The organism is Amycolatopsis orientalis (genome assembly GCF_000943515.2).
Taxonomy (GTDB): Bacteria; Actinomycetota; Actinomycetes; order Mycobacteriales; family Pseudonocardiaceae; genus Amycolatopsis; species Amycolatopsis orientalis.
Genome location: NZ_CP016174.1, coordinates 1,719,862 through 1,741,742, shown reverse-complemented (window position 1 = coordinate 1,741,742; position 21,881 = coordinate 1,719,862). Strand labels below are relative to the sequence as shown.

Annotated in this window: 19 protein-coding genes; 7 read left to right on the top strand and 12 right to left on the bottom strand. The window is 68.2% G+C overall.

What is annotated here, in order from left to right:
* Positions 1-137: 137 nt before the first annotated feature.
* The 7 genes from SD37_RS08390 to SD37_RS08360 all read right to left on the bottom strand — a co-directional run bounded on the left by SD37_RS08390 (position 138) and on the right by SD37_RS08360 (position 8,028).
* Entirely contained in the window at positions 138-1,973 is a 1,836-nt protein-coding gene (locus SD37_RS08390; RefSeq protein ID WP_044852564.1) for a DUF2264 domain-containing protein, read from the bottom strand.
* Positions 1,970-2,974 (bottom strand): hydroxyacid dehydrogenase, encoded by a 1,005-nt coding sequence (locus SD37_RS08385; RefSeq protein WP_236725295.1) that lies wholly within the window; start codon positions 2,972-2,974, stop codon positions 1,970-1,972. The genes SD37_RS08390 and SD37_RS08385 overlap by 4 nt, the downstream gene beginning before the upstream one ends.
* Entirely contained in the window at positions 2,971-3,825 is an 855-nt protein-coding gene (locus tag SD37_RS08380) for a carbohydrate ABC transporter permease (protein ID WP_044852562.1), read from the bottom strand. Before SD37_RS08380 ends, SD37_RS08385 begins: the two co-directional genes overlap by 4 nt.
* Complete coding sequence (locus SD37_RS08375) at positions 3,822-4,778, bottom strand: carbohydrate ABC transporter permease (RefSeq protein WP_044852561.1); 957 nt, start codon at positions 4,776-4,778, stop codon at positions 3,822-3,824. Before SD37_RS08375 ends, SD37_RS08380 begins: the two co-directional genes overlap by 4 nt.
* Positions 4,779-4,809: 31 nt before the next feature.
* Positions 4,810-6,141: an ABC transporter substrate-binding protein gene (locus tag SD37_RS08370; RefSeq protein ID WP_044852560.1), complete on the bottom strand. Its 1,332-nt coding sequence runs from the start codon at positions 6,139-6,141 to the stop codon at positions 4,810-4,812.
* An 83-nt stretch (positions 6,142-6,224) separates the two neighbouring features.
* Positions 6,225-7,298 (bottom strand): substrate-binding domain-containing protein, encoded by a 1,074-nt coding sequence (locus SD37_RS08365; protein WP_044852559.1) that lies wholly within the window; start codon positions 7,296-7,298, stop codon positions 6,225-6,227.
* A gap of 364 nt (positions 7,299-7,662) precedes the next feature.
* Complete coding sequence (locus tag SD37_RS08360) at positions 7,663-8,028, bottom strand: MerR family transcriptional regulator (RefSeq protein WP_037304549.1); 366 nt, start codon at positions 8,026-8,028, stop codon at positions 7,663-7,665.
* Between the two features lie 64 nt (positions 8,029-8,092).
* On the opposite strand from SD37_RS08360, the gene SD37_RS08355 reads away from it, so the two are divergent.
* Positions 8,093-9,331: an MFS transporter gene (locus SD37_RS08355; protein WP_044852558.1), complete on the top strand. Its 1,239-nt coding sequence runs from the start codon at positions 8,093-8,095 to the stop codon at positions 9,329-9,331.
* Here the strand turns inward: SD37_RS08355 and SD37_RS08350 are convergent.
* Entirely contained in the window at positions 9,240-10,136 is an 897-nt protein-coding gene (locus tag SD37_RS08350; protein WP_044852557.1) for a LysR family transcriptional regulator, read from the bottom strand. The two genes, SD37_RS08355 and SD37_RS08350, sit on opposite strands and share 92 nt — an antisense overlap.
* A gap of 86 nt (positions 10,137-10,222) precedes the next feature.
* On the opposite strand from SD37_RS08350, the gene SD37_RS08345 reads away from it, so the two are divergent.
* Complete coding sequence (locus tag SD37_RS08345; RefSeq protein WP_044852556.1) at positions 10,223-11,563, top strand: aspartate aminotransferase family protein; 1,341 nt, start codon at positions 10,223-10,225, stop codon at positions 11,561-11,563.
* 490 nt (positions 11,564-12,053) lie between these two features.
* Here the strand turns inward: SD37_RS08345 and SD37_RS08340 are convergent, their stop codons facing one another.
* Positions 12,054-12,866 (bottom strand): alpha/beta fold hydrolase, encoded by an 813-nt coding sequence (locus tag SD37_RS08340; RefSeq protein WP_044852555.1) that lies wholly within the window; start codon positions 12,864-12,866, stop codon positions 12,054-12,056.
* Between the two features lie 14 nt (positions 12,867-12,880).
* Entirely contained in the window at positions 12,881-13,642 is a 762-nt protein-coding gene (locus tag SD37_RS08335) for a bile acid:sodium symporter family protein (protein ID WP_044852554.1), read from the bottom strand.
* A gap of 169 nt (positions 13,643-13,811) precedes the next feature.
* Between SD37_RS08335 and SD37_RS08330 the strand changes: the two genes are divergently transcribed.
* Together SD37_RS08330 and SD37_RS08325 are read left to right on the top strand one after the other, a co-directional pair.
* A complete protein-coding gene (locus SD37_RS08330) occupies positions 13,812-14,837 on the top strand; it encodes a medium chain dehydrogenase/reductase family protein (RefSeq protein ID WP_044852824.1) in 1,026 nt (341 codons plus the stop codon).
* 58 nt (positions 14,838-14,895) lie between these two features.
* Complete coding sequence (locus tag SD37_RS08325) at positions 14,896-15,453, top strand: DM13 domain-containing protein (RefSeq protein WP_044852553.1); 558 nt, start codon at positions 14,896-14,898, stop codon at positions 15,451-15,453.
* Here SD37_RS08325 and SD37_RS08320 read toward each other — a convergent pair.
* The gene (locus tag SD37_RS08320) at positions 15,450-16,079 is read right to left on the bottom strand and encodes a TetR/AcrR family transcriptional regulator (RefSeq protein WP_044852823.1); all 630 of its coding nucleotides are present in this window, start codon (positions 16,077-16,079) and stop codon (positions 15,450-15,452) included. The genes SD37_RS08325 and SD37_RS08320 overlap by 4 nt on opposite strands.
* Before the next feature lie 59 nt (positions 16,080-16,138).
* Here SD37_RS08320 and SD37_RS08315 point away from each other — a divergent pair, with 59 nt between their 5' ends.
* The 3 genes from SD37_RS08315 to SD37_RS08305 all read left to right on the top strand — a co-directional run bounded on the left by SD37_RS08315 (position 16,139) and on the right by SD37_RS08305 (position 19,853).
* On the top strand, positions 16,139-16,570 hold the full coding sequence (locus tag SD37_RS08315) for an RpiB/LacA/LacB family sugar-phosphate isomerase (protein WP_044852552.1): 432 nt from the start codon (positions 16,139-16,141) through the stop codon (positions 16,568-16,570).
* 261 nt (positions 16,571-16,831) lie between these two features.
* Positions 16,832-18,472 carry a glycosyl hydrolase family 18 protein gene (locus SD37_RS08310; protein ID WP_044852551.1) on the top strand — a complete coding sequence of 547 codons (1,641 nt, stop codon included), beginning with the start codon at positions 16,832-16,834 and terminating at the stop codon, positions 18,470-18,472.
* Positions 18,473-18,482: 10 nt separating this feature from the next.
* Positions 18,483-19,853: a cellulose binding domain-containing protein gene (locus SD37_RS08305; protein ID WP_044852550.1), complete on the top strand. Its 1,371-nt coding sequence runs from the start codon at positions 18,483-18,485 to the stop codon at positions 19,851-19,853.
* A 161-nt stretch (positions 19,854-20,014) separates the two neighbouring features.
* Here the strand turns inward: SD37_RS08305 and SD37_RS08300 are convergent, their stop codons facing one another.
* Entirely contained in the window at positions 20,015-21,784 is a 1,770-nt protein-coding gene (locus tag SD37_RS08300; RefSeq protein WP_044852549.1) for a chitinase, read from the bottom strand.
* Between the last annotated feature and the right edge of the window lie 97 nt (positions 21,785-21,881).

The window sequence follows — 21,881 nt, the reverse complement described above, 5'->3', positions numbered from 1 at the left end:
GAAAGCGCTTTCTCATGGTGTCAAGTAGCCGGAAGACGATGGGGACTTTCCCCACATGACACGCACTTCCGCAGTCAGTCCTCTGGATGCGGTAGTTGCACGTGCATGTACCGCATCCAGAGGACTGAACGCGGGAGTCAGGCGCCGGTCACCTCGATCGGGTCGAAGGTGACGCGGGTGACAAGGGCGTCGGACCACCGGGCTTCGAGCCCGGAAGGACCCGCGGTGACCTCGACGTCCTCCTGCGGTTCGGCGGAAAGAGAAGCGAGGGCGGCGAAGATCGCGGTGCCTTCGGCGTCCGCGGTCAGCCGCGGGACGACGGCCCACCGGGTGAACGCCGTGCCCTGGGGCGCGCGGAGTTCGTCCTGCCCGGTCCAGCCGAGCAGCGGTCGCAAGACCGACTCCCCCGGACCGGTGGCCCAGCCGGTGAGTTCGACCCTGGCGCCGGGCGGTGCGCCGAGCACACGGTGCACCCGCAGTTCGTACCGGCCCCGCGCGACCGTCACGCTCTCGACCCGCAGGCCCGGCACCATCGGCGGCCCGGACGCGAACACCGGGTTGTGCCACGACGCCGCCCACCCCCAGCCGTCGCCGTTCCCGGCACCGATCGGCTGGATCCGGCGGCGGGCACTCCGCACGCCACCGACGACGACGGCGAAATGGTTGTCCCGGACATTGCCCGCCGCCGTCGGGCCCGTCCGGGTCGAGTAGGCGTGCCGCGCGTACAGCGGATCCTCGCCTTTGGCGGAGTCCGGTTCGTGCGGGCGGACGTGGTCGCTGCCGTGGTTGTGCAACCGGACGACGCCGTCGGCCCCCGTCGTCTGCACGAGTAATCCGGCGGACGGGATGGCCAGCACCGTGTCCGGGCCTTCACTCGGCGCCGTTCCCTCGACGTCAGTCCACAATGGATCGTCCGGCGACGCCAGCAGGCAGACGAACGCCTTCGAGGCCCAATAAGGGGAAGCCGGTCCCGAGTAGTGCTGCAACGACGCGTCATGCGGTCCGTGCCAGCCGAGGCTCAGCAGTCCGTCTTCGCCCACCGAACCGCGGTCGAGGAAGTACCTCAGCGTCCCGCTCATCAGGCGACGGGAGATCCCGGGATCGAGCGGGGTGTTCCCGGTGAGCGCCCCGAGGCCGATCGCCGACGCCGCGGCGAACCGGTAGGTCAACGAGCGTCCGAAGTAGACAGGGGCCCCGTCACCGCCGAAGAACAGGCGGAAGCCCGCCAGATGCTCGCGCAGCCTTCGCCCGTGGACGGACGGCTCCCCCGTCAGATAGCCGTCGAGCACCGGGTACAGATGCAGGGCCCAGCCGTTGTACAGGTCGAAGGCGCGGCCGTCGCCGTCGGCGTACCACCCGTCGCCGCGATACCAGGTTTCCAGCAGGCCAAGCGCCCGCTCGCGGGCACGGGCGGTTTCGGCGTCGCCGCGGCCGACCGCCTCCAGGAATCCCGCCACGGTCGACGAAAAGAGGTACCAGTTGTTCGGCGCGGGCACATGCCGCAGCGCTCCCCGGAGCCAGTCCTCGACCCGGTCCTGCACCGCGGTGTCGAGCCGGTCCCACAGCCATTCCCTGGTCAAGCGCAGGCTCAGCGCGACGGACGCGGATTCCACCATCGGCTGGCCCTGGACGTCGTGGTCCAGGATGAGCGGCCACGATTCGGCGTCCTCGCGGCCGGGGTCCCGGGTACCGGCGGTGATCCCTTCGGCGTAACGGCCGAGCCAGCCGTGCGGATCGTCGCCCTTGGCGCCCGCCACCCGGAACGCGGCGGCGAGGAAGGTGCGCGCGTAGCCCTCCAGCCCGTCGGAGCGGACGCCGCTGACCGACGGCCTCCCCGGCAGATCGAGGAACGCGCCACCCGGGCTCGCCCAGCGCCAGGCCGCGCCGAGCAGGCCGTCCGCGACCGCCTCCCAATGCCGCCGCGTGTACCCGGTGTGCGGGCTCAGTTCCCTGTCCTCAGCGGGGAGCTTCATGCGATCCTTCCCAGCCTCTCGCGCTTGACCGGATGCGCGAATCCCTCGCCCGAGACCCAGCGCGTGACCTCGGCGACGGCGAGGTCGGCCAGCCGCCGCCATTCGTTGCCCTGTGATCCGGCCAGATGCGGGGTGATCAGCACGGTCTCGATAGTCCACAAAGGATGGTCGCGGGGCAGCACCTCGGGTTCGGTGACGTCGAGCACGGCCCTGATCCGGCCGTCGGCGGTGACGTCGGCGAGCGCGTCCTGATCGACGACCGCGCCGCGCGCGGTGTTGATCAGGACGGCGTCGGGGCGCATCGAGGTGAGCAGCTCGCGGCTGACCAGGCCGCGGGTTTCGGGCAGCAGCGGGGTGTGCACGCTGACGACGTCGCCGCGGGCGAACAACTCGCCGAGCCCCACCCGCTCCACGCCGAGTTCCCCCACGTCCGCGTCGGTGACGTAGGGATCGTGCAGCAGGACCCGGAGATCGAACGGCCGCAGCAGCTCGATCACCCGGCGCCCGATCAGCGATGCGGACAGGATTCCCACCGTACGGCCGAAATTGCCGACGTCGGACGGGGTCGAGAGCCAGTCCTCCCGATCTCGGGTCTTCCGGTAGTCGCGAGCGCTTTCGAAGACGCGCTTGCCGGTCAGCAGGATCATCGACACCGTGTACTCGGCCACGGGAAGCGCGTTGGCCGACGCGGCGGACGCCACCTCGATCCCCCGGTCCCAGCACTCGCCGGTGACGTGCCCGTGCACGGAACCGGCGGTGTGGACGATCGCGCGCAGCCGGGGTGCGGCCGCCAGCGCGGCGGCGTCGAGCGGCGCGCAGCCCCAGCCGGTGACCAGCAGCTCGACGTCCCTCAGCACGTCGAGCGCTTCGGGAGTGGTGAAGTCGTCGAGCACCGGATCCGCGACGAGGTCACAGACCCGGCCCAGTTCGGCCAGGGGTCCGGGGGTGAGCACGGCGGCGGCGGCCTCCTTGCTCATCGCCAGTGCGGCACGAACGGTCACTTGACCGCCCCCGCGGTGAGCCCGGACCGCCAGAACCGTTGCAGCAGCGCGAAAGCGAGCACCAGCGGGATGACGGCGAGCAGCGACCCCATGATCACCACCGGATAGTACTCAGGCGAGACCGACGCGGAGCTGTTCCACGAATAGAGACCGAGGCTGACCGGGTACAGTTTCTGGTCCGACAGCATGACCATCGGCAGGAAGAAGTTGTTCCAGATCGCGGTGAGCTGGAAGAGGAAGATGGTGACCACTCCCGGTGCCAGCATGCGCAGGGCGACCTTCCGGTACATCTTCAGCTCGCTCGCGCCGTCGATCCGCGCGGCTTCCAGCACCTCGCCGGGAACGTAGCCCTGGCTGAAGATCCGGCCGAGGTAGACGCCGAACGGGTTGAACAGCACCGGGATGAACACCGCCCAGAAGGTGTTGACCAGGCCCGTTCCCGAGGCCATCAGGTACAGCGGCAGCGCGAGCACCGTCTGCGGCACCATCACCGCGGCCAGCACCAGCCCGAAGAGCTTTTCCTTGTGCCGGAAGCGGTACTTGTCGAAGGCGTACCCACAGGCGATGCTGACCAGCGAACTGATCGCGGCGCCGACGACGGCGTAGAGCAGGCTGTTGAGATACCAGCGGCCGTAGATCCCGCCGTCCATCGAGAACAGGTCGCCCACGTTCTTGAGGAACGAGAATCCCTTGGCGGAGAAGAGATCACTGCCGAAGAGCGCGTCGCGGTCCTTCGACGCGGCGAGGATCAGCCACAACATCGGCAGCACGGTGTACAGCACCGAGACACCGACGACGAGGTTGACGGCCGACCGGCCCAGCAGCCGGGGCCTCAAGGCGGGAGCGGTCATCGGTCGTTCTCTCCCCGGTCGCGGTTGGACCAGCGCGTCACGCCGTAGGACAGCGCGATCGTGCAGGCCAGGAGGATCACCGACGCCGCCGCGGCCAGCCCGTAGTTGTTGCGGGTGAAGGCGGCGTCGTAGATGTACATGCTCGGCGAGAAACGGGCGCCGACCATCGGCGTCGACTGGCTGAGCAGCATCGGTTCGGTGAACAGCTGCAGTGCCCAGATCAGCGAGAACAGCACGACCATGACCACCGACGACCGGATGAGCGGCGCCTTGATGCGCACGGCCGTCCGGACCGGGCCGGCGCCGTCTACCACGGCGGCCTCGATCACCTCGCGCGGGATCGCCTGCAGCGCGGCGTAGAAGACCACCATGTTGTAGCCGAGGTTGCTCCACAGCGCGATGTTCACGATCGACGGGACGACACCGTGCACACCGAGGAAGTTCACCTCGATGTCGGCCTTGCCGAGCAGGTCCAACACCGGGCTGAGGCCCGGTGTGTAGAGGTAGATCCAGATCAGCGCGGCGATGATGCCGGGGATGGCGTGCGGCATGAACAACGCGAGCTGTGCCGACGCGCGCAGCCTGGCCGCGCCGGAATCCAGCAGCAGCGCCAGCACGAGCGAGCCGACGACCAGCAGCGGGATGTAGAGCAGGCAGTACAGGACGACGACGCCGAGTCCACCGAGGAACGTCGGATCGGACAGGACGGCGGCGTAACTGCGGAACCCGGCGAACACCGTGGCTTCCGGGCCGAACCCGAGCCCTGGCTGGTCGTCGCCGAAGAAACTCAGCCAGACGGCGGTGCCGACGGGGATCAGGAAGACCGTCACGAGCAGTGCGAAGAACGGGGTCATCAGCACACCGGCGGCGAAATGCTCGCGGCGGCGTGATTTCACGCGTGGCGTGTTCTCCGCGGGCGGCCGCGCGACGGGTGGGGACAGGGTCGCGGTCATCGAGGGGGCACCACCTTTCTCTTCCGGCGGTTCAGGAACTGTGTTCGGTGGTGGCCAGGCCGAGTGCCTTGAGATCCGGCATCGTGCCGTTGTGCGCGTCGCGGACGGCGTCGAGGATCGTCCCGTCGCCGCCGCCCGCCTTCGCGAAACCGTCCTGCATGACCCGGTTGGTCGCGGTCATCCGCGGTCCCCAGGTCCAGCCGTCGCGGATCTTGCCTGCTTCCTCGGAGAAGAGCGTGTAGATGTCCTGGCCGCCGTAATACGACCTGTCGAACGCCTGCCTGCCGACGTCGACGAGCGCGGACGCGACCGGGTACTGGCTGCTGGCCCCGCTGGAGAGCCGGGCGCGCAGGGCGTCGGGATGCGAGACCTGCCATTCGATGAATTCCATCGCGGCTTCGGGATGCTCGCTGTCCTTGGTGATGGCGAAGGTGGACCCGCCGTGCGTGCCGACGGCCGGGTTCGCCGGATCCCATTGCGGCATCGGCGCGATCGCCCACCGTCCTTTTTGGCCTGGCCGCGCCTTCATCTGGGCGCCCGCGTCCCAGGCGCCACTGAGCTTGGTGAGCACCAGGTTCTGGGCGAGCTGGGCGTCGTACTGTCTGCCGGAGGCGGCGTTCACGAATACGAGTTGGTCGTCGATCAGGCGCTGCCAGCAGTCGGCGACCTTACGGGTCGGGGCGTCGGCGATCGAGACGTTCCACGCGCCCTCGCGGGTGTCGAACCACTGGGCGCCGGCCTGCCAGGAGAACGCGGCGAACTGCGTCGCGCCGTCCGTGGGGAACACACCCACCCTCGAAGCGGGCAGCTTCTCGCGGACCTTGCGGCCCAGATCCGCGTAATCGTCCCAAGTCCGCGGCACCGCGAAGCCGAACTTGTCGAACAAGTCCTTGCGGTAGTGCAGAACCATCGGTTCGACGTCGAGCGGAACGGTGAACACCCGGCCCGCGAAGGTGGTCAGCCCCAGCGCCTGCGGCAGCAGTTTCGCCCGCAGGGAGTCACTGACGAGATCGGTGATGTCCCTTGCCACGCCGTCGATCGCGAAGCCGGGCACCTGCGGGTATTCGATGGTGGCGATATCGGGCGAGTTGCCCGCGCGGGCGGCGTTGCTCAGCTTCGCGTAGCCGCCGAAATCGGCCGACGGGATCTGCTGGAAGACGACCTGGATGCGGTTCTGCGCCTTGTTGAACGCGTCGACGACCTGCTGGCTTCCCCGCAGCGCGGACCAGAAGACGATCTTGACCGGCCCTCCTCCCGAAGCCGCCTTGGGCGGCGCCTTCGAGGTGCAGGCACCGAGGGCCGCTCCGAGGGGGAGAGCGAAAGTCGCGGCGAGAACGGACCGTCGGCTCGGTCGACCAGGCATCGATGCCTCCTGCGATTCGGATATCGCATTCTGATCAGCTGAGCGTTTTACGGTCAATAGTTTCGCTTAACACGGTCAAACGATCAGATCGACTTCGTCGAGCCCCTGATCTTCAGTTCCGGCATCAGCTGGACGCGCTGAGGCGGACCGTCACCGGCGAGCCTGCGGAGCAGCTGCTCGGCGGCCACCCGTCCGACCTCGGCCTTCGGCGGCGCGACGGCGGTGAGCGGAGTGCTGCCGAGCGCCGCGACGACGTCGTCGTAGGCCACCACCGAATAGTCCCGCGGCACGTGAAGCCCGGCTTCGGCCAGCCGCTCGACGAGCATCAACGCGTCGACGTCGCCGTGCAGGACCGCCCCGGTGAACCCGCGCTCGCCGACGAGTTCCGCGAGTTCGCCCTCGTCCTGCGGCGGAGCCGAGTGATCGGGGCCCGCGTCCGGAGCGCTGAGGATCACGGCGCTCTCTTCGATCTCCGGCCTGCCCGCGATTTCGGCGAACGCGGCCCGCAGGGCGCGCGCGGTCGGGCTGTCGTCCCTGGCGGCGAGCACGATCCGCTTGTGCCCCAGTGAAACGAGGTGATCGACCGCGAGGTGGACGCCGTACCAGTGGTCGGTGCAGACGGAATCCGTCGCGTGCAGGACGCTGCCCGGGCGCGGGCGCCGCTCCATCACCACGGTGGGCACCGGCATGTCCGCGATCCAGCCGTAATCCGCCTCTTCCGCTTCGGCGGTGCGCCAGCGGGGCGCGATCAGCAGGCCGCGCACGTCGTCCGCGAGCACCCGTTCGACGATCGAATGCTCGGCGCTGCCTTCGATCCGGGGCGCGATGTGCAGGACCACCCGCATCCCGGCTTCTTCCAGCGCGGACCGCGCGCCGTGCACGGCCTCGTTCAGGTAGGCGTGCCGCTCCGGAACCACGAGCGCGACCGTGCCACCGCCGACCTCGTGCTCCGCCTGCGCCACGACATGCGGCACGAGGGCCTTCGCCACGCCGTGCCCGCGCCGGAGCCTGCCCTCGCGTGCGAGGCCTTCGACGTCACGGCGCACCGTGACGACGGAGACCTCCAGTTCGGCGGCGAGGTCGGTCACCCGCGCCTCCCCGCGCGCCTCGACGGCCGCCAGAATCCTCCGGCGCCGGTCGCCACCCAGCTCTCGCATCGCCCTGCCTGTTCGTTTGACCGTTTCAGCCGAGCATAACGATCAACGACCGGGCGTCAAGAAACGGGCTCCGTCTCGTGCCCCACCCGCCACCGCCGCCTTTCGTGATGGCGCGGGGTCACAGCCGATCCGGCTGAGGTCGTGTGTGGAGGATTTGGGACGGTGAACGTCCTGAATCCTCCACGCTCGGTCTCGTTGACGAGGAATTCGGGCACGACGGGCACGATCCGCGCGACGATGTGGGAATCCGGACACTCAACGTCCCGATTCCCACATCGTCAAGCCCCACAGCCGCGAAACCACCACCTCACGCAGATCAGGCGTAGGCAGGTAGATACCGGTCCGCTCTAACCGTCATTACCACTCACGAGACGTAGGCGCGGACGGCGTCGAGGTACTCGGTGATCGCGTCCCGGTTGCGCAGCAGGCATTCGGCGCGCCGGGTCATCCGATCCCGTTCGCTCTCCAGGGTTTCCAGCATCTCCGGCGTCGCGTCCGGGAAGTAGATCTGCCGGGGCTTGTCCAGGCAGGGCAGGATCTGTTTGATGATCCGGGTCGGCAGTCCGGCGTCGAGCAGGCCGCGGACCTGGATGACCCTGTCGACCGACGACTCGTCGTAGTCGCGGTAGCCGTTGGCCTGCCGCTCCGAGACGATGAGCCCCTGTTCTTCGTAATAGCGCAGGAGTCGGCGCGACGTCCCCGTGCGCTCCGACAGCTCCCCGATCCGCATGTGCGCCACCTCACCCCGGCAGGCTTGACCTTGACACCTATGTGATGGTTCGAGCATACGGACCATGACTCCGAAACTCCCACTCGGCGCGCTCCTCGCGCTGACCACGGCGGCGTTCGTCACCGTTCTCACCGAAGCCCTGCCCGCAGGGGTGCTGCCCGCGATGAGCGCCGGACTCGGTGTCGGCGAAGCGGCGACCGGACAGCTCGTGACGGTGTACGCGATCGGCACCGCGCTCACCGCGATCCCCTTGTCCGCCGCCACTTCGGGCTGGCGCCGCAAACGCCTGCTGCTGACCGGGGTGGCCGGTTTCGCCGTCGCCAACACTGTCACGGCGCTGTCCACGAACTACCCGCTGACCCTCGGCGCGCGTTTCGTCGCCGGAGTCGCCGCGGGCATCGTATGGGCCCTGCTGACCGGTTACGCGCGGCGGCTGGCGCCGGAACCGGTGCGGGGCAAGGCGATCGCCGTCGTGATGACCGGTATCCCGCTCGCCCTCTCGCTCGGCATCCCCGCCGGAACGTTCCTGGGCGGCGCCTTCGGCTGGCAGGTGACGTTCTCGATCATGTCGGCGATCGCACTCGGCCTGCTCGGCTGGATCGCCCTGGCCGTCCCCGATTTCCCGGGGCAGGACAAGGGCGGCAGGCTTCCCGTACGCCGGACCCTCGCCGTGCCCGGCGTGGCCGCGGTCCTGGTCGTCACGCTGACCTTCGTGCTGGCGCACAACATCCTCTACACCTACATCGCCACCTTCCTCGAACACGTCGCGATGGGCGGCGCCGTCGACCGGATCCTCCTGGTGTTCGGGCTCGCGTCGATGGTCAGCATCTGGATCGTCGGCCTCTTCATCGACCGGCGGCTGCGCTTCCTGACCGTCGCGAGCACCCTCCTCGTCGCCCTCGGCGCGACCATTTTGGCTCTACTGGGCGAAAACCCGGCGCTGGTCTACCTCACGGCGACGTTGTGGGGGCTCGGCTGGGGCGGCATCCCGACACTGCTGCAGACCGCCGCCGCGCAGGCGGGCGACAAAGGCGGTGCGGCCGACATCGCGCAGGCCATGCTCGTCACCCTGTGGAACGCCGCCATGGCGGGCGGCGGGATCGCCGGTGGTGTCCTCCTCGCCGGCTTCGGCGCCGGGGTGTTCCCCTGGAGTGTCCTGGCGCTGCTGGTGCCGACGCTGGCCGTGGTGCTCCTGGCCCGGCGGAACGGGTTCACAGCGGCAGTTCCGGATGGCTCCGGATCGCCTCGAGAACCAGGTCGACAGCGGCGCGAGGCGCGGAGCCGCGCCGGATCGCCGCGGTGATGGAGCGGGTGACCGGCGTCGCGAGTTCGCGAGTCGCGACGCGGTAGCGCTTGTCGACGGCGAGGCCGGGCAGCAGTGCGATGGCGAGCCCGGCCTCGACGTGCTGCAGGGTCATCATGTAGTTGCTGAACCGGCACACCACACGCGGCTCGAATCCGGCCTCGCGGCAGAGCCTGGTCGCGAGGTTCGCCATGTACGACCCGGGGACGTCGAACGCCCAGGGTTCGTTCGCGTAGGCGGCGAGATCGGCGCGGCCCCGGCCCACCGCCGGATGGCCGGGCGGGATCACGAGCACGATCGGATCGGCCGCGAGCGGCACGAGGTCGACATCCGGTCCCAGCGGCTGCTCGACGAAATCCGTGGTGGTGATGATGACGTCGACGTCGCCCACCCGGAGCGCGGGCAGGCTCGCGTGCGGTTCGAGTTCGAGCAGTTCGATGTCCAGCTGCGGATGCGAGCGGGCCAGCCGGGTCACGGCGGGGACGGCGATCGTGTGGATCGCGCTCTGGAAGGCGCCGACGCGGACGAGGCCCGCCGGCGCTTCGCCGAGGCTGCGCAATTCGGCCTCGACGGTCTCCATGTGGTCGAGGATCGCCCTCGCGCGGCGGGCCAGCATCAGCCCGGCCGGGGTCAGCCGGACACGGCGGCCGGTGCGCTCCAGCAGTTGCGTCCGCGTTTCGGCTTCGAGGACCGCGAGCTGCTGGGACACGCTGGACGCGCTCAGGTTGGCCGCTTTCGCGACCGCGCGGACCGTGCCGAGGGTGTCCAGCCTGCTCAGCAGGCTGAGCCTCCAGGGGTTGAGCATGGGACCATTGTTGTACGGATCAGGCGAACAGCACAGCCGGAATTGTGAGCTGGACGTGTCGCTCGGCGGCGTCTTACCGTCGGGACATGGCTGCTCCGATCACCGACCTGTCCACCGCGGACCGTTTCTGGGCCGACGCCGACCGGCACCTCGTGCGCTACGCGGGGGCAGGCGACTTCACCCGCGAGATCATCGACCACGCCGCCGGAAGCTATCTGTTCACCGAATCCGGACGGCGGATCCTCGACTTCACCTCCGGGCAGATGAGCGCGATCCTCGGTCACTCGCATCCGGAGATCGTCGCCACCGTGCGACGTCAGATCGGCTCACTCGACCATCTCTTCAGCGGGATGCTGAGCCGCCCCGTCGTCGACCTCGCCCGGCGGCTCGCCGAGACTTTGCCTTCACCGCTGGAAAAAGCGTTGCTGCTGACCACCGGGGCGGAATCGAACGAGGCCGCGATCCGGATGGCGAAACTGGTGACGGGCAAGCACGAGATCGTGTCGTTCGCCAGGTCGTGGCACGGGATGACGCAAGCGGCCGCGAGCGCGACCTACAGCGCGGGCCGCAAGGGTTACGGCCCGGCGGCACCGGGCAACTTCGCGATCCCCTCGCCGAATTCCTACCGTCCGGACTTCGTGGACGGTGACGGCGGGCTCGACTGGCGGCGCCAGCTGGACTTCGGGTTCGAGATGATCGACGCCCAATCCGTCGGCAGTCTCGCGGCGTGCGTCGTCGAGCCGATCCTCAGCTCGGGCGGGATCATCGAGCCGCCACCCGGATATTTCGCCGCTCTGCGGGAAAAATGCCGCGAACGCGGCATGCTGCTGATCCTCGACGAAGCCCAGACCGGCTTGTGCCGCACGGGAAACTGGTACGCCTTCGAACGTGACGGCGTCGTCCCCGACATCCTGACCCTGTCCAAGACGCTGGGTGCCGGGCTCCCGCTGGCGGCCGTGATCACGAGTGCGGAGATCGAGCAGGAGGCGCATGACCGCGGCTACCTGTTCTTCACCACGCACGTCGCGGACCCGCTGGTGGCGGCCGTCGGGAACACCGTGCTCGACGTCCTCACCCGCGACCGCCTCGACGAACGCGCCACCGAACTGGGCGCCTTCCTCCGCCGCGGCCTCGACGATCTCGCCGTCCGCCATCCCGTCGTCGGTGACATCCGCGGCCGGGGACTGCTGGTCGGCGTGGAACTCGTCGTGGACCGCGCGACGAAGCGGAGTTCGGACGAGCTGGGCGCGCTGGTGACGCGACGCTGCCTGGAGCTGGGGCTGCACATGAACATCGTGCAGCTGCCGGGGATGGGCGGGGTCTTCCGGATCGCGCCGCCGCTGACGGCGACGGAGGAGGAACTGTCGGAAGGACTCGCGGTGCTGGACCGGGCCATCGGGGACGCCTGCGCGCAGTTCTTCCTCTGAGCCATGAGTCAAGGTGGTCGTGAGTGATAAAGAGCGTTAGAACGCTACTTATCACTCACGACTCCGTCCCGAAACCACGCAAACTGCTCAAGTTGGACACCTGTGTCCGGAAGGTGTCTCTTGTGGACACCCGGGGTCGAGGCCGGCTTCCGTCAGCCAGTCCGGACCCGCGCCGGAGCACTCCATATTTGCCTTATCTCTCAATAACAGTTCATCAAGCTGCCTTTCCAGCCAAATCAACCTCAAGGGACGGAGTCATCCGCCTGGTCGGCCACGGCTTCTCTTGAAGAGGTAAGGCAAACGTGGCTCAGTGTCAGGGTTGGTGTGGGCGAGTCGCATCCTGGCCTGGTTCGCGGCCGCAGGTTTCGTCGCCATTTTTTGGCGACGGCCATGAGGACGCGGCCATCGCGGGTCGACTCGGGTACCAGGCGCCTTTGCCTTGCCCCTCAATAACACTCACGACCACCCTGAGCATTTAGTCGACTAATGGCTATCCCGTACCGGAGGCCGAGAAAGCCCTCAGCAACCGAGCCACTTCACCAGGCCGGTCCAGAAACGGAGAATGTCCAGCACCCTCCACGATCTCCACCAGCGCCCCCACCGCCGAATACCGGGCAGAAGTCCTTTCACAGTCATAAAATCGATCCCGCCGCCCGAGAATGACCAAACACGGCAACCCGAGTTCCGCGATCTGCGCGTCCAAGGGCCGTGCCGCCAGCAAGCGCGCCCGGTCCACGAGCACGACCCGGGCCATGGCGGGCGCCGTGACGGCGTGATCGACCAGATCCTGCGCGGGATCATCGAACAGGACCCCGCGCCGGAGCCTGGCCGCGAACCGGCCCCAGCGCCGGCGAGCGACCATCCGCACCACCGCGCTCGCCATCGGCAACAGCACCGAACTTCCCGGCGGGAAGGACGCGTAGCTGTAGTCCGGCGCCTGAGCGATGACGACGATTCCGCGCACGCGCGGCGAGATCCCGGCGAGCGCGACGGCGACGTCCGCGCCGAAGGAATGACCGGCCACCAGGACGTCCTCGACGCCCAGCGAGTCGAGGACGTCCGCCACCATGCGCGCCTGCGACACCGCGTCTAGACCGGACGAACCGCCGGTGCACCCATGCCCCAGCAGATCCACCCGGATCACGTGATGCTCCGAAGAAAGGTCACGCGTGAGCCGGTCGAACCAGTGCACCGAGCCGCAATACCCGTGCAGCAGCACCAGCGGCGCGCCCGCTCCGTCCTGCCGGACATGGACGGCGACGCCGTTCACGTCGAGGATGTCGCCGATCGGAAGACGTCGCACGCCCCCAAAGTAGCTCAGACGGGCGCGCGCTCCGGCTTGCGGGACAACAGGAAGGCCGCGATCCCGGCGGGGAAGAACATGAGCACGCCGTAGATCCCGGCGGGTACGGCCATCGCCTTGTCGCCCAGTACGGAGATCGCGACGGCGATCGCGAGGGTGGCATTGTGGATGCCGATCTCCATCGCGGACGCGATCGACTGCCCGCGGTCCACCTGGAACAGCCGCGGCACGAAGTAGCCGATCGCGAGGCTGAGCACGGAAAGCGCCAGCGCCACCGGCCCGAGCGTCCCGATGTTGTCCACCAGGGTCCGGAATTCCTGCGCGATCGCGGCCGCGATCACCAGTACGAGCACCACAGCGGACCCGATCTTGACCGGTTTGCGCATCCGCTCGGCCCAGCCGGTGAACCGGCCCCGCACCGCCATCCCGAGCACGACCGGGATCAGCACGATCGCGAACACCTGCACGAATTTCGACGGCTGGAGCCCGAGCGAGGTGCCGCCGTCGAGGAACTCCGCCAGGTTCGCCGACGTCCCGCCGGGTGAGGCGACGAGCAGCATCATCCCGACCGCGAGCGCCCCGTCGAGGCCGAACAGCAGGATGAGGCCGACGCAGAGCGCGGGCAGCACGATCATCTGGCACACCAGCGCGACGACGGCCGCCTTCGGGTATTTCAGCACCCGGGTGAAGTCGCCGACGGTCAGGGTCAGCCCCAGTCCGAACATGACCAGCGCCAGCGCGATCGGCAGGAGGATCGAGAACATCGCCGAACCCATCCAGGGGCCTCCGTCCGATATGCCGTTTTTCAGATCGGCATCGTGTCAAGCGGCGACAGCACCGTCAAGGCACCGAAACCGCGGCGTGACCCCACTTGACTTTTCCGAGAGCAGTGCTCACTATTGTTACAGCTTCTAACGAACTTGAGATGCGATCATGGAGGTCGAGATGGACACGCTCACCGAGGTAGTGCTGCCGGGCAAGGTCGAGCCGGAAGGTCTGGAGCTGCGGGAACGCCCGCTCCCCGCGCCAGGACCCGGACAGGTCGTGATCGCGATGGAGGCGACCGGGGTCTCGTTCGCCGAACAGCAGATGCGCCGCGGCAAGTACTACGACCAGCCACCGTTCCCGTTCGTCCCCGGTTACGACCTGGTCGGCACGGTGCTGGCCACCGGCACCGGCGTCGGCCGCGAACTCGCCGGACGCCGGGTCGCCGCGCTGACGAAGACCGGGAGCTGGGCCAGTCACGTACTCCTCGACGCCGAAGACGTCGTCGAGGTCCCGGACGGGCTCGGTGCCGCGGAGGCCGAGACCGCGGTGGTCAACGGGATCACCGCCTGGCAGATGCTGCACCGCAAGGCCCGGGTGCGCGCCGGGCAGACGATCCTGGTCCACGGCGCCAACGGCGGGGTCGGCTCGCTGCTGGTGCAACTCGCCGCGCGGGCGGGTGTGCGGGTGATCGGCACGGCCTCGGCGCGGCACCACGAAATGTTGCGGCGCCTGGGAGTCCTGCCGATCGACTACCGCACCGAGGACGTCCCCGCTCGCGTCCGCGAACTGGCGCCCGAGGGCGTCGACGCCGTCTTCGACCACGTCGGCGGCGCGAGTGTGGTCGCGTCGTGGCGACTGCTCGCCCGCGGCGGAACGCTCGTCGCGTACGGCAGCGCCGCCACCCGTGACGACGAGGGCTCCAAGCAGTTGCCCGTACTCAAGATCCTCGCCCGTGTCCTGCTCTGGAACAGCCTGCCCAACGGCCGCGCCGCGTACTTCTTCAACGTCTGGGCGGGCCGGTCCTTCGCGAAGAACCGCTTCCGCGCCCGTCTGCGCACCGACCTCACCCAGGTTTTCGCCGCGCTGAAGGACGGCACGATCACCGCCCAGGTCGCCGCCCGGCTGCCGCTGAACCGGTTCGCGGAAGCGATGCGACTGGCCGAATCCGGGACGGTCGCGGGCAAGGTGGTGCTCACGCCGTAAGAGATCGGTAAGCGCGCCAACCCGGCATTCCGGACTCCGCACGCGGTTGAATGACGCCATGAATCGCAAGCGGGTGCTCACCGTCCTGGCGGTGGGGCTGGTCGTGGTGGTGGCGGCGGGGCTGTACTGGTTCCAGCCCTGGAAGCTCTGGGTGAACGAAACGGTCCAGGAGGCGCTGCCCGCCGCCCCGGCCCCGGCTCAGACCTCGGCACAGGCTTCCGCACAACCTTCCGCGAGTGCCGCGCCCGCACCGAAAGAGCCCACGGTGGTGGCGACCGGCGAACTGATCAGCCATGAGCACGCGACCAGCGGCGGCGTCCGCATCCTGCGCGCGGCCGACGGCTCGCTGGTGCTGCGCCTGGAGAACCTCGACACGAGCAACGGTCCCGATCTGCGGGTCTGGCTCACCGACGCGCCGGTCCTGCCGGGTAAGGACGGCTGGTTCGTCTTCGACGACGGCGCGTATGTGAGCGCCGGGAAACTCAAGGGCAACAAGGGAAGCCAGAACTACATCCTGCCCGCGGGCACCGATCTGGCGCGCTATTCGAGCGTGACCATCTGGTGCGATCGGTTCAGCGTCTCCTTCGGCGCGGCCGAGCTGACCAAGTCCACTTAGGCGAGGCGGTCGACCGCGTACTCCATCTCCGCGCGGACGGCGCGCAGATCGATTCCGCCGGGGTCGATGATCGAGGCCACGGCGATCCCCCGCAGCTGACCGACGAGTGCCGCCGCGTACGCGTCGGGGTCGCGGACGCCGGTGATCGAGCCGTCCGCGAGTCCGGCGGCGACGGTCTGCGCGATGGCGAACCGGTACCGGCGATCGGCCTCGGTCATCGCCGACCGCACGGCCGGATCGCCGACGGTCGCGTCCGTCCACAGCACCACGAACGCGCGGTTCAGCGGCGGCATGTCGGTGAGCAGCTCGAAGAAGATGTCCAGCAGCGCCCGCAGCATGTCCATCGGGCTGGGCGTCAGACCACCCGTCCGGGTGGCGACGGCGGCGCCGAAGACGTCGGCGAACTTCTCCGCCGCGAACTCGACGAGCCGCTGCACCAGCGTCTCCTTCGAGCCGAACAGCTGGTAGACGACGCCACTGGGATAGCCGGTCCTGGCGCAGATCATGCCGATCTTCAGCCGGGCGAAGCCGGCCTCGCCGATGAGACGGGCGGCGGTGTCGAGAATCCGCGTCCTCGCGATCTCCTGATCTCGCTGGACCTGGCGCTCCTCGGCAGACGAGTCCACGCCGCGATCCTCCCACGACTTCCGGCCCATCACCTCTCGACGCGGCGTACGATCCGGACATGAAGATCGCCTTCGCGGCCGACGACCGGAACGCCACCACGGACGCCGTCCGGGCCTTCCTCGCCGAGGCGGGTCACAACGTGATCGCCCCGGTGACGTCGGAGTCGTGGCCGGATCTCGGCGCGGCGGTCGGCAAGGCGGTCGCCGACGGCGAGGCGGACTTCGGCGTGGTGATGTGCTGGACCGGGACGGGCACGGCCATCGCGGCCAACAAGGTCCCCGGCGTCCGCGCGGCGCTGGCCTGGGACACCTGGATCGCCGCGGGCGCGCGCAAATGGAACGACGCCAACGTGCTGGCGCTGAGCCTCAAACGGCTCGCCCCCGATGTGGCTGTCGAAATCACCGACGTGTTCCTTTCCGGTATCGCACCCGACCCCGACGAATCGGCGAATATCGCCCGGCTCGGGGAAATGGACGAACCTCGCCGATAGCGGCACCGAACCAGTGAACGACTAACGCTGTCGAACGTATTAGGCCGTTCGCAGGAAAATCACCACTCTACGTAGTGACGCTTCCCATATTGGTCCAGACCACGTACCGTCTCCCGCAACAAAGCGTTCCGCCATGGAGGTGGTCGATGAAGACGCATCCCCGCCTGCCCGGCTTCGGCCGAGGCAACGCGATGTCGCTGATTTCGCTTTGACGGAATCCTCTCCAAGATCATTTCCCTGCACCGGGTTGTAAGGAGTGAAATGTCGAGAAAAAGATGGCATCTGATCGGTCTGTTCACGGCCGTAGCGGCGCTGGCGGTCGGTCTGGTGACCGTCCCGGCGAACGCGGCGGGCGGGGTCGGAGCCTCGCTCACCAAGGGGTCGGACTGGGGGTCCGGCTGGGAGGGCAAGTACACGATCACCAACAACTCGGGGTCGAGCCTCGCGACCTGGACCGTCGAGTTCGACCTCGCGGCCGGGCACTCGATCGCATCGCTGTGGGACGGTAGCTACACCGTCTCCGGCCAGCACGTGACGGTGAAGAACACCTGGAACGGCAACCTTTCCAACGGTGGTTCCACCAGCTTCGGCTTCAACGTCAAGTACTCCGGCGCCTACAGCGCGCCCGCGAACTGCAAGATCAACGGCGGCTCCTGCGACCCGGGTGGTGGCACCCCGACGACGACGCCGACCACACCCACCACCACGACGTCGAATCCCCCGACGTCGACCAGCACGAGCAACCCGCCGACCACGACGACGACCTCGAACCCGAACCCCGGCGCGAAGAAGAACCTGGGCTACTTCGTGCAGTGGGGCGTCTACGGCCGCAATTACCACGTGAAGAACATCCACACCTCCGGTTCGGCGGCCAAGCTGACGCACATCAACTACGCGTTCGGCAACGTCACAGGAGGTTCCTGCACCGCGAATGACGACACCTACGCCGACTACGACAAGTTCTACGACGCCGGGTCCAGTGTGGACGGTGTCGCGGACACTTGGGACGCGGGCGCGCTGCGCGGGAACTTCAACCAGCTGCGCAAGCTGAAGAAGATGTACCCGGGCCTGAAGGTGCTGTGGTCGTTCGGCGGCTGGACCTGGTCCGGCGGCTTCGGCCAGGCGGCGAAGAACCCGGCCGCGTTCGCGGAGTCCTGCTACAAGCTGATCAAGGACCCGCGGTGGGCCGACGTCTTCGACGGCATCGACATCGACTGGGAATACCCGAACGCCTGCGGTCTTTCCTGTGACACCAGCGGTCCCGCCGCGATCAAGAACGTGGCACAGGCGCTGCGCACCAAGTTCGGCTCCTCGTTCCTGGTCACCGCCGCGATCACCGCGGACGCCAGCAGCGGCGGCAAGCTCGACGTCGCCGACTACGGTCCCGCTTCGGCGTACTTCGACTGGTACAACGTCATGACGTACGACTTCTTCGGCGCTTGGGCGGCGCAGGGTCCGACGGCCCCGCACTCGCCGCTGACGGCCTACCCCGGCATCCCGCAGCAGGGCTTCAACTCCGACGAAGCCATCCAGAAGCTCAAGGCCAAGGGCGTTCCGGCGAGCAAACTGTTGCTGGGTATCGGTTTCTACGGCCGAGGCTGGACCGGCGTGACGCAGGACGCCCCGGGCGGCACCGCGACCGGCGCGGCACCGGGCACCTACGAGGCGGGCATCGAGGACTACAAGATCCTCAAGAACAGCTGCCCGTCGACCGGCACGATCGCGGGCACCGCGTACGCGAAGTGCGGCAACAACTGGTGGAGCTACGACACTCCCGCGACCATCAACGGGAAGATGGGCTGGACCAAGAACCAGGGTCTCGGCGGCGCCTTCTTCTGGGAGCTCAGTGGTGACACCTCGAACGGTGAACTGGTCACGGCCATGCGCAATGGCCTGAACTGAGAGGCTGACAGTGGCTAAGCGGACTTGGATCCAGGCCGTGGGCCTGGCCGCCGCTGCCGTGACGGCCGGCGCGGTCCTCGTGATCGCGCCGGCCTCCGCGGCCGGCGGCGTCGGTGCCGCCTTCAGCAAGGGCTCCGACTGGGGCTCGGGCTGGGAGGGCAAGTACACGATCAGCAACAACTCGGGGTCGAACCTGCCCGCCTGGACGGTCGAATTCGACCTCCCCGCGGGACACTCGATCGCTTCGCTGTGGGACGGCAGCTACTCGGTCTCCGGGCAGCACGTGACGGTGAAGAACACCTGGAACGGCAACCTTTCCAACGGTGGCTCGACCAGTTTCGGCTTCAACGTCAAGTACTCCGGGGGCTACGTCGCCCCGGCGAACTGCAAGATCAACGGTGGTTCCTGTGATCCGGGCGGTGGCGGCCCGACCACGACGCCGACCACACCCACGACCACCACGACCACGACCTCCCCGACGACGACCACGAGCAACCCGCCGCTGCCCGGCGGCCGTGGCGCGCCGTATCTGTACATGGGCTGGGGCAGCCCGCCGAACCCGCAGACGGTCATGAACGCGACCGGGATCAAGTGGTTCACGATGGCGTTCGTGCTCTCCTCGGGCGGCTGCAACCCGGCGTGGGACGGCAGCAGGCCGTTGCAGGGCGGTGTCGACGCGAACGCGATCGCGCAGATCAAGGCCGCGGGCGGGCAGATCGTGCCGTCCTTCGGCGGGTGGAGCGGCAACAAGCTCGGCCCGAACTGCTCGACGCCGGAAGCGCTCGCCGGCGCCTACCAGAAGGTGATCGACGCCTACGGTCTCAAGGCGATCGACATCGACATCGAGAACACCGACGAGTTCGAGAACGCGACGGTGCAGGACCGTGTCCTGAACGCGCTGAAGATCGTGAAGACGAACAACCCCGGTATCCAGACCATCCTCACCTTCGGCACGACGACCAGCGGCCCGAACTCCTGGGGCCAGCGGCTCATCGACCAGTCGAAGGCGCTGAACGCCGGAATCGACGTCTACACGATCATGCCGTTCGACTTCGGTGGCGGCGCGGACATGTACGGCAACACCATCAGTGCCGCGAACGGCCTGCGGGACAAGCTGAAGTCGACGTTCGGGTGGAACGACGCCACGGCGTACGGCCATCTGGGCATCAGCGGGATGAACGGTCTTTCGGACCAGCGGGAAGTGACGAGTCTCGACACCTGGACCCGGATCACCAACTGGTCCAAGACCAACAAGATCGCCAGGCTGGCGTTCTGGTCGACGAACCGTGACCGTGGCTGCCCGAACGGCGGGGTCGCCGAGAACTGCAGTGGTATCGCACAGAACGACTGGGACTTCACGCGGATCACCGCGGGCTTCTGACGTCCCTTCTCCCCGAAGTATCCCCGAACTGCGGGCCCGCACCGAAGCTGCACGGTGCGGGCCCGCTCCATGTCTCTCTCCCGCTCCCCCTCCCGGGTTTCGTCCTCTGAATGCGGTGGATGCACACGCAAGTAGCGCGTCCAGAGGACGAAACGCGGGGGTCAGGGCAGGGCGTTCAGGAAGGGTTCGTGGGCGTTCTGGAATTCCCAGCCGTAGTACCGGTCCCAGTTGATCGACCACGTCATCAGCCCGCGCAGCGCCGGAGAAGCACCGCCGCGCAACGTGTACGACCCGCACCCGGAGTTCTTCACCAGGCAGTTCAGCGCCGCGTGCACCGCCGCCGGCGCGGTATGCCCGTTGCCCGCGCTCACCGCCGCCGGCAGCCCGAACGCGATCTGGTCCTCCCGCAGCCCCGGGAACCGGAACCCGGTCGACGCCACGGTGAACCCGGCCTTGACCATGTCCGTCATCGCGATGTGGAAGTCGGCGCCGCCCATGAAGTGGTACTGGCCGTCCAGGCCCATCACCGGTCCGGAGTTGTAGTCCTGGACGTGCAGCACGGTCAGCGCGTCACGCATCGCGTGGATGACCGGCAGATACGAACCGGTGCGGTTGTCGGCGCCGCCGAGACCGCCGTAGTACTGGTACCCCGTCTGGACGAAGAACGTCTCCGGCGCCATCGTGAGCACGAATCCCGCGCCATACCGGGCTTTCAGCGTCTTCAGCGCCGAGATGAGATTGACGATCACCGGCGTGGTCGGGTTGCGGAAGTCGTTGTCACCGGAATTGAGATACAGCGAATGTCCCTCGAAGTCGATGTCGAGCCCGTTCAGCCCGTACCGGTCGATGATCGCGGAGACCGACGAGACGAAAGCGTCCCTCGCCGCCGTCGTCGTCAGCTGCACCTGGCCGTTCTGCCCGCCGATGGAGATCAGGACCTTCTTGCCCTGCGCCTGTTTCGCGCGGATCGCGGCGACGAAGTCCGCGTCGCTCTCGACGGCCGGGCATTCCGCCACCGGGCAGCGGGTGAAGCGGATGTCGCCGGAGGTCACCGACGTCGGCTCACCGAAGGCGAGGTTGACGATGTCCCAGGCCGCCGGGACGTCGGCCATCCGCGTGTAGCCGGAACCGTTCGCGAAACTCGCGTGCAGGTAACCGATCAGCGCGTGCTTCGGCAGGCCGGTGTCGACGCAGCCGCCGGTCGTCGCGCCTGCTTCCGCGGTCTTCGGCGATTCACCCGCGCTGTTGTACGCGGCCACCGAATAGCTGTGCGAGGAACAGGCCGTCAGCCCCGAAACGGTGGCCGAAGTCCCGGTCACCGTCGCGCGCACCGTGCCGCCTTCGTACACGCGATACCCGGTCACCGTGCCCGCCGACGCTCCCCACGAGAGCGCGATCGACGAGTTCGTCACCGTGCCCACCGCGGGATTCCCCGGCGCGGGCGGCGCTCCCGGGGTGCCCCCGCCGGGACCGTCGAGGCTGATGTCGTCCGCGTAGAAGGTGCCCGACCCGTACCAGCCGTGGACGTACACCTCGGCCGTCGTCTGCGTCGACGACGTCGTGAACGAAAGCGAAAGCTGCGTGTACGCGGTCGCGGCGGTCCAGGTCGACGGTCCGCCGGTGACGCCGAGGTACACCGGGTTCCCGTTCACCCAGGCGGACACCGCGTAGGTGGTGTTCGGCTGGACGGATACCGTCTGTGCGCATTTCCCGGTCGTCGAACCGGGCGTCACCGAGACGGCGTAACCGCCCGAACGGACCGGTGTGGTGACGGCCGCGCCCGCCGCGCACGCCCAGCCGGACGTCGAACCGGCCTCGAAGCCGGGATTGAGGAGCAGATTGGCCGCGTTCGCGGTGCCTCCGCCGGTGATCAGTCCGGCGAAGGTGAGCACCAATACGGCCAGAAAGGCCAGGGATCTGGAACGCCTCATCGCGATTCCTCTCCGATCATGGGCGGCAGGCTGCCGCATCCGGTTAATTGTCTAGACCAATATGGCCGAAGTCCAGAGCCAGGACGCACTAGGGCCG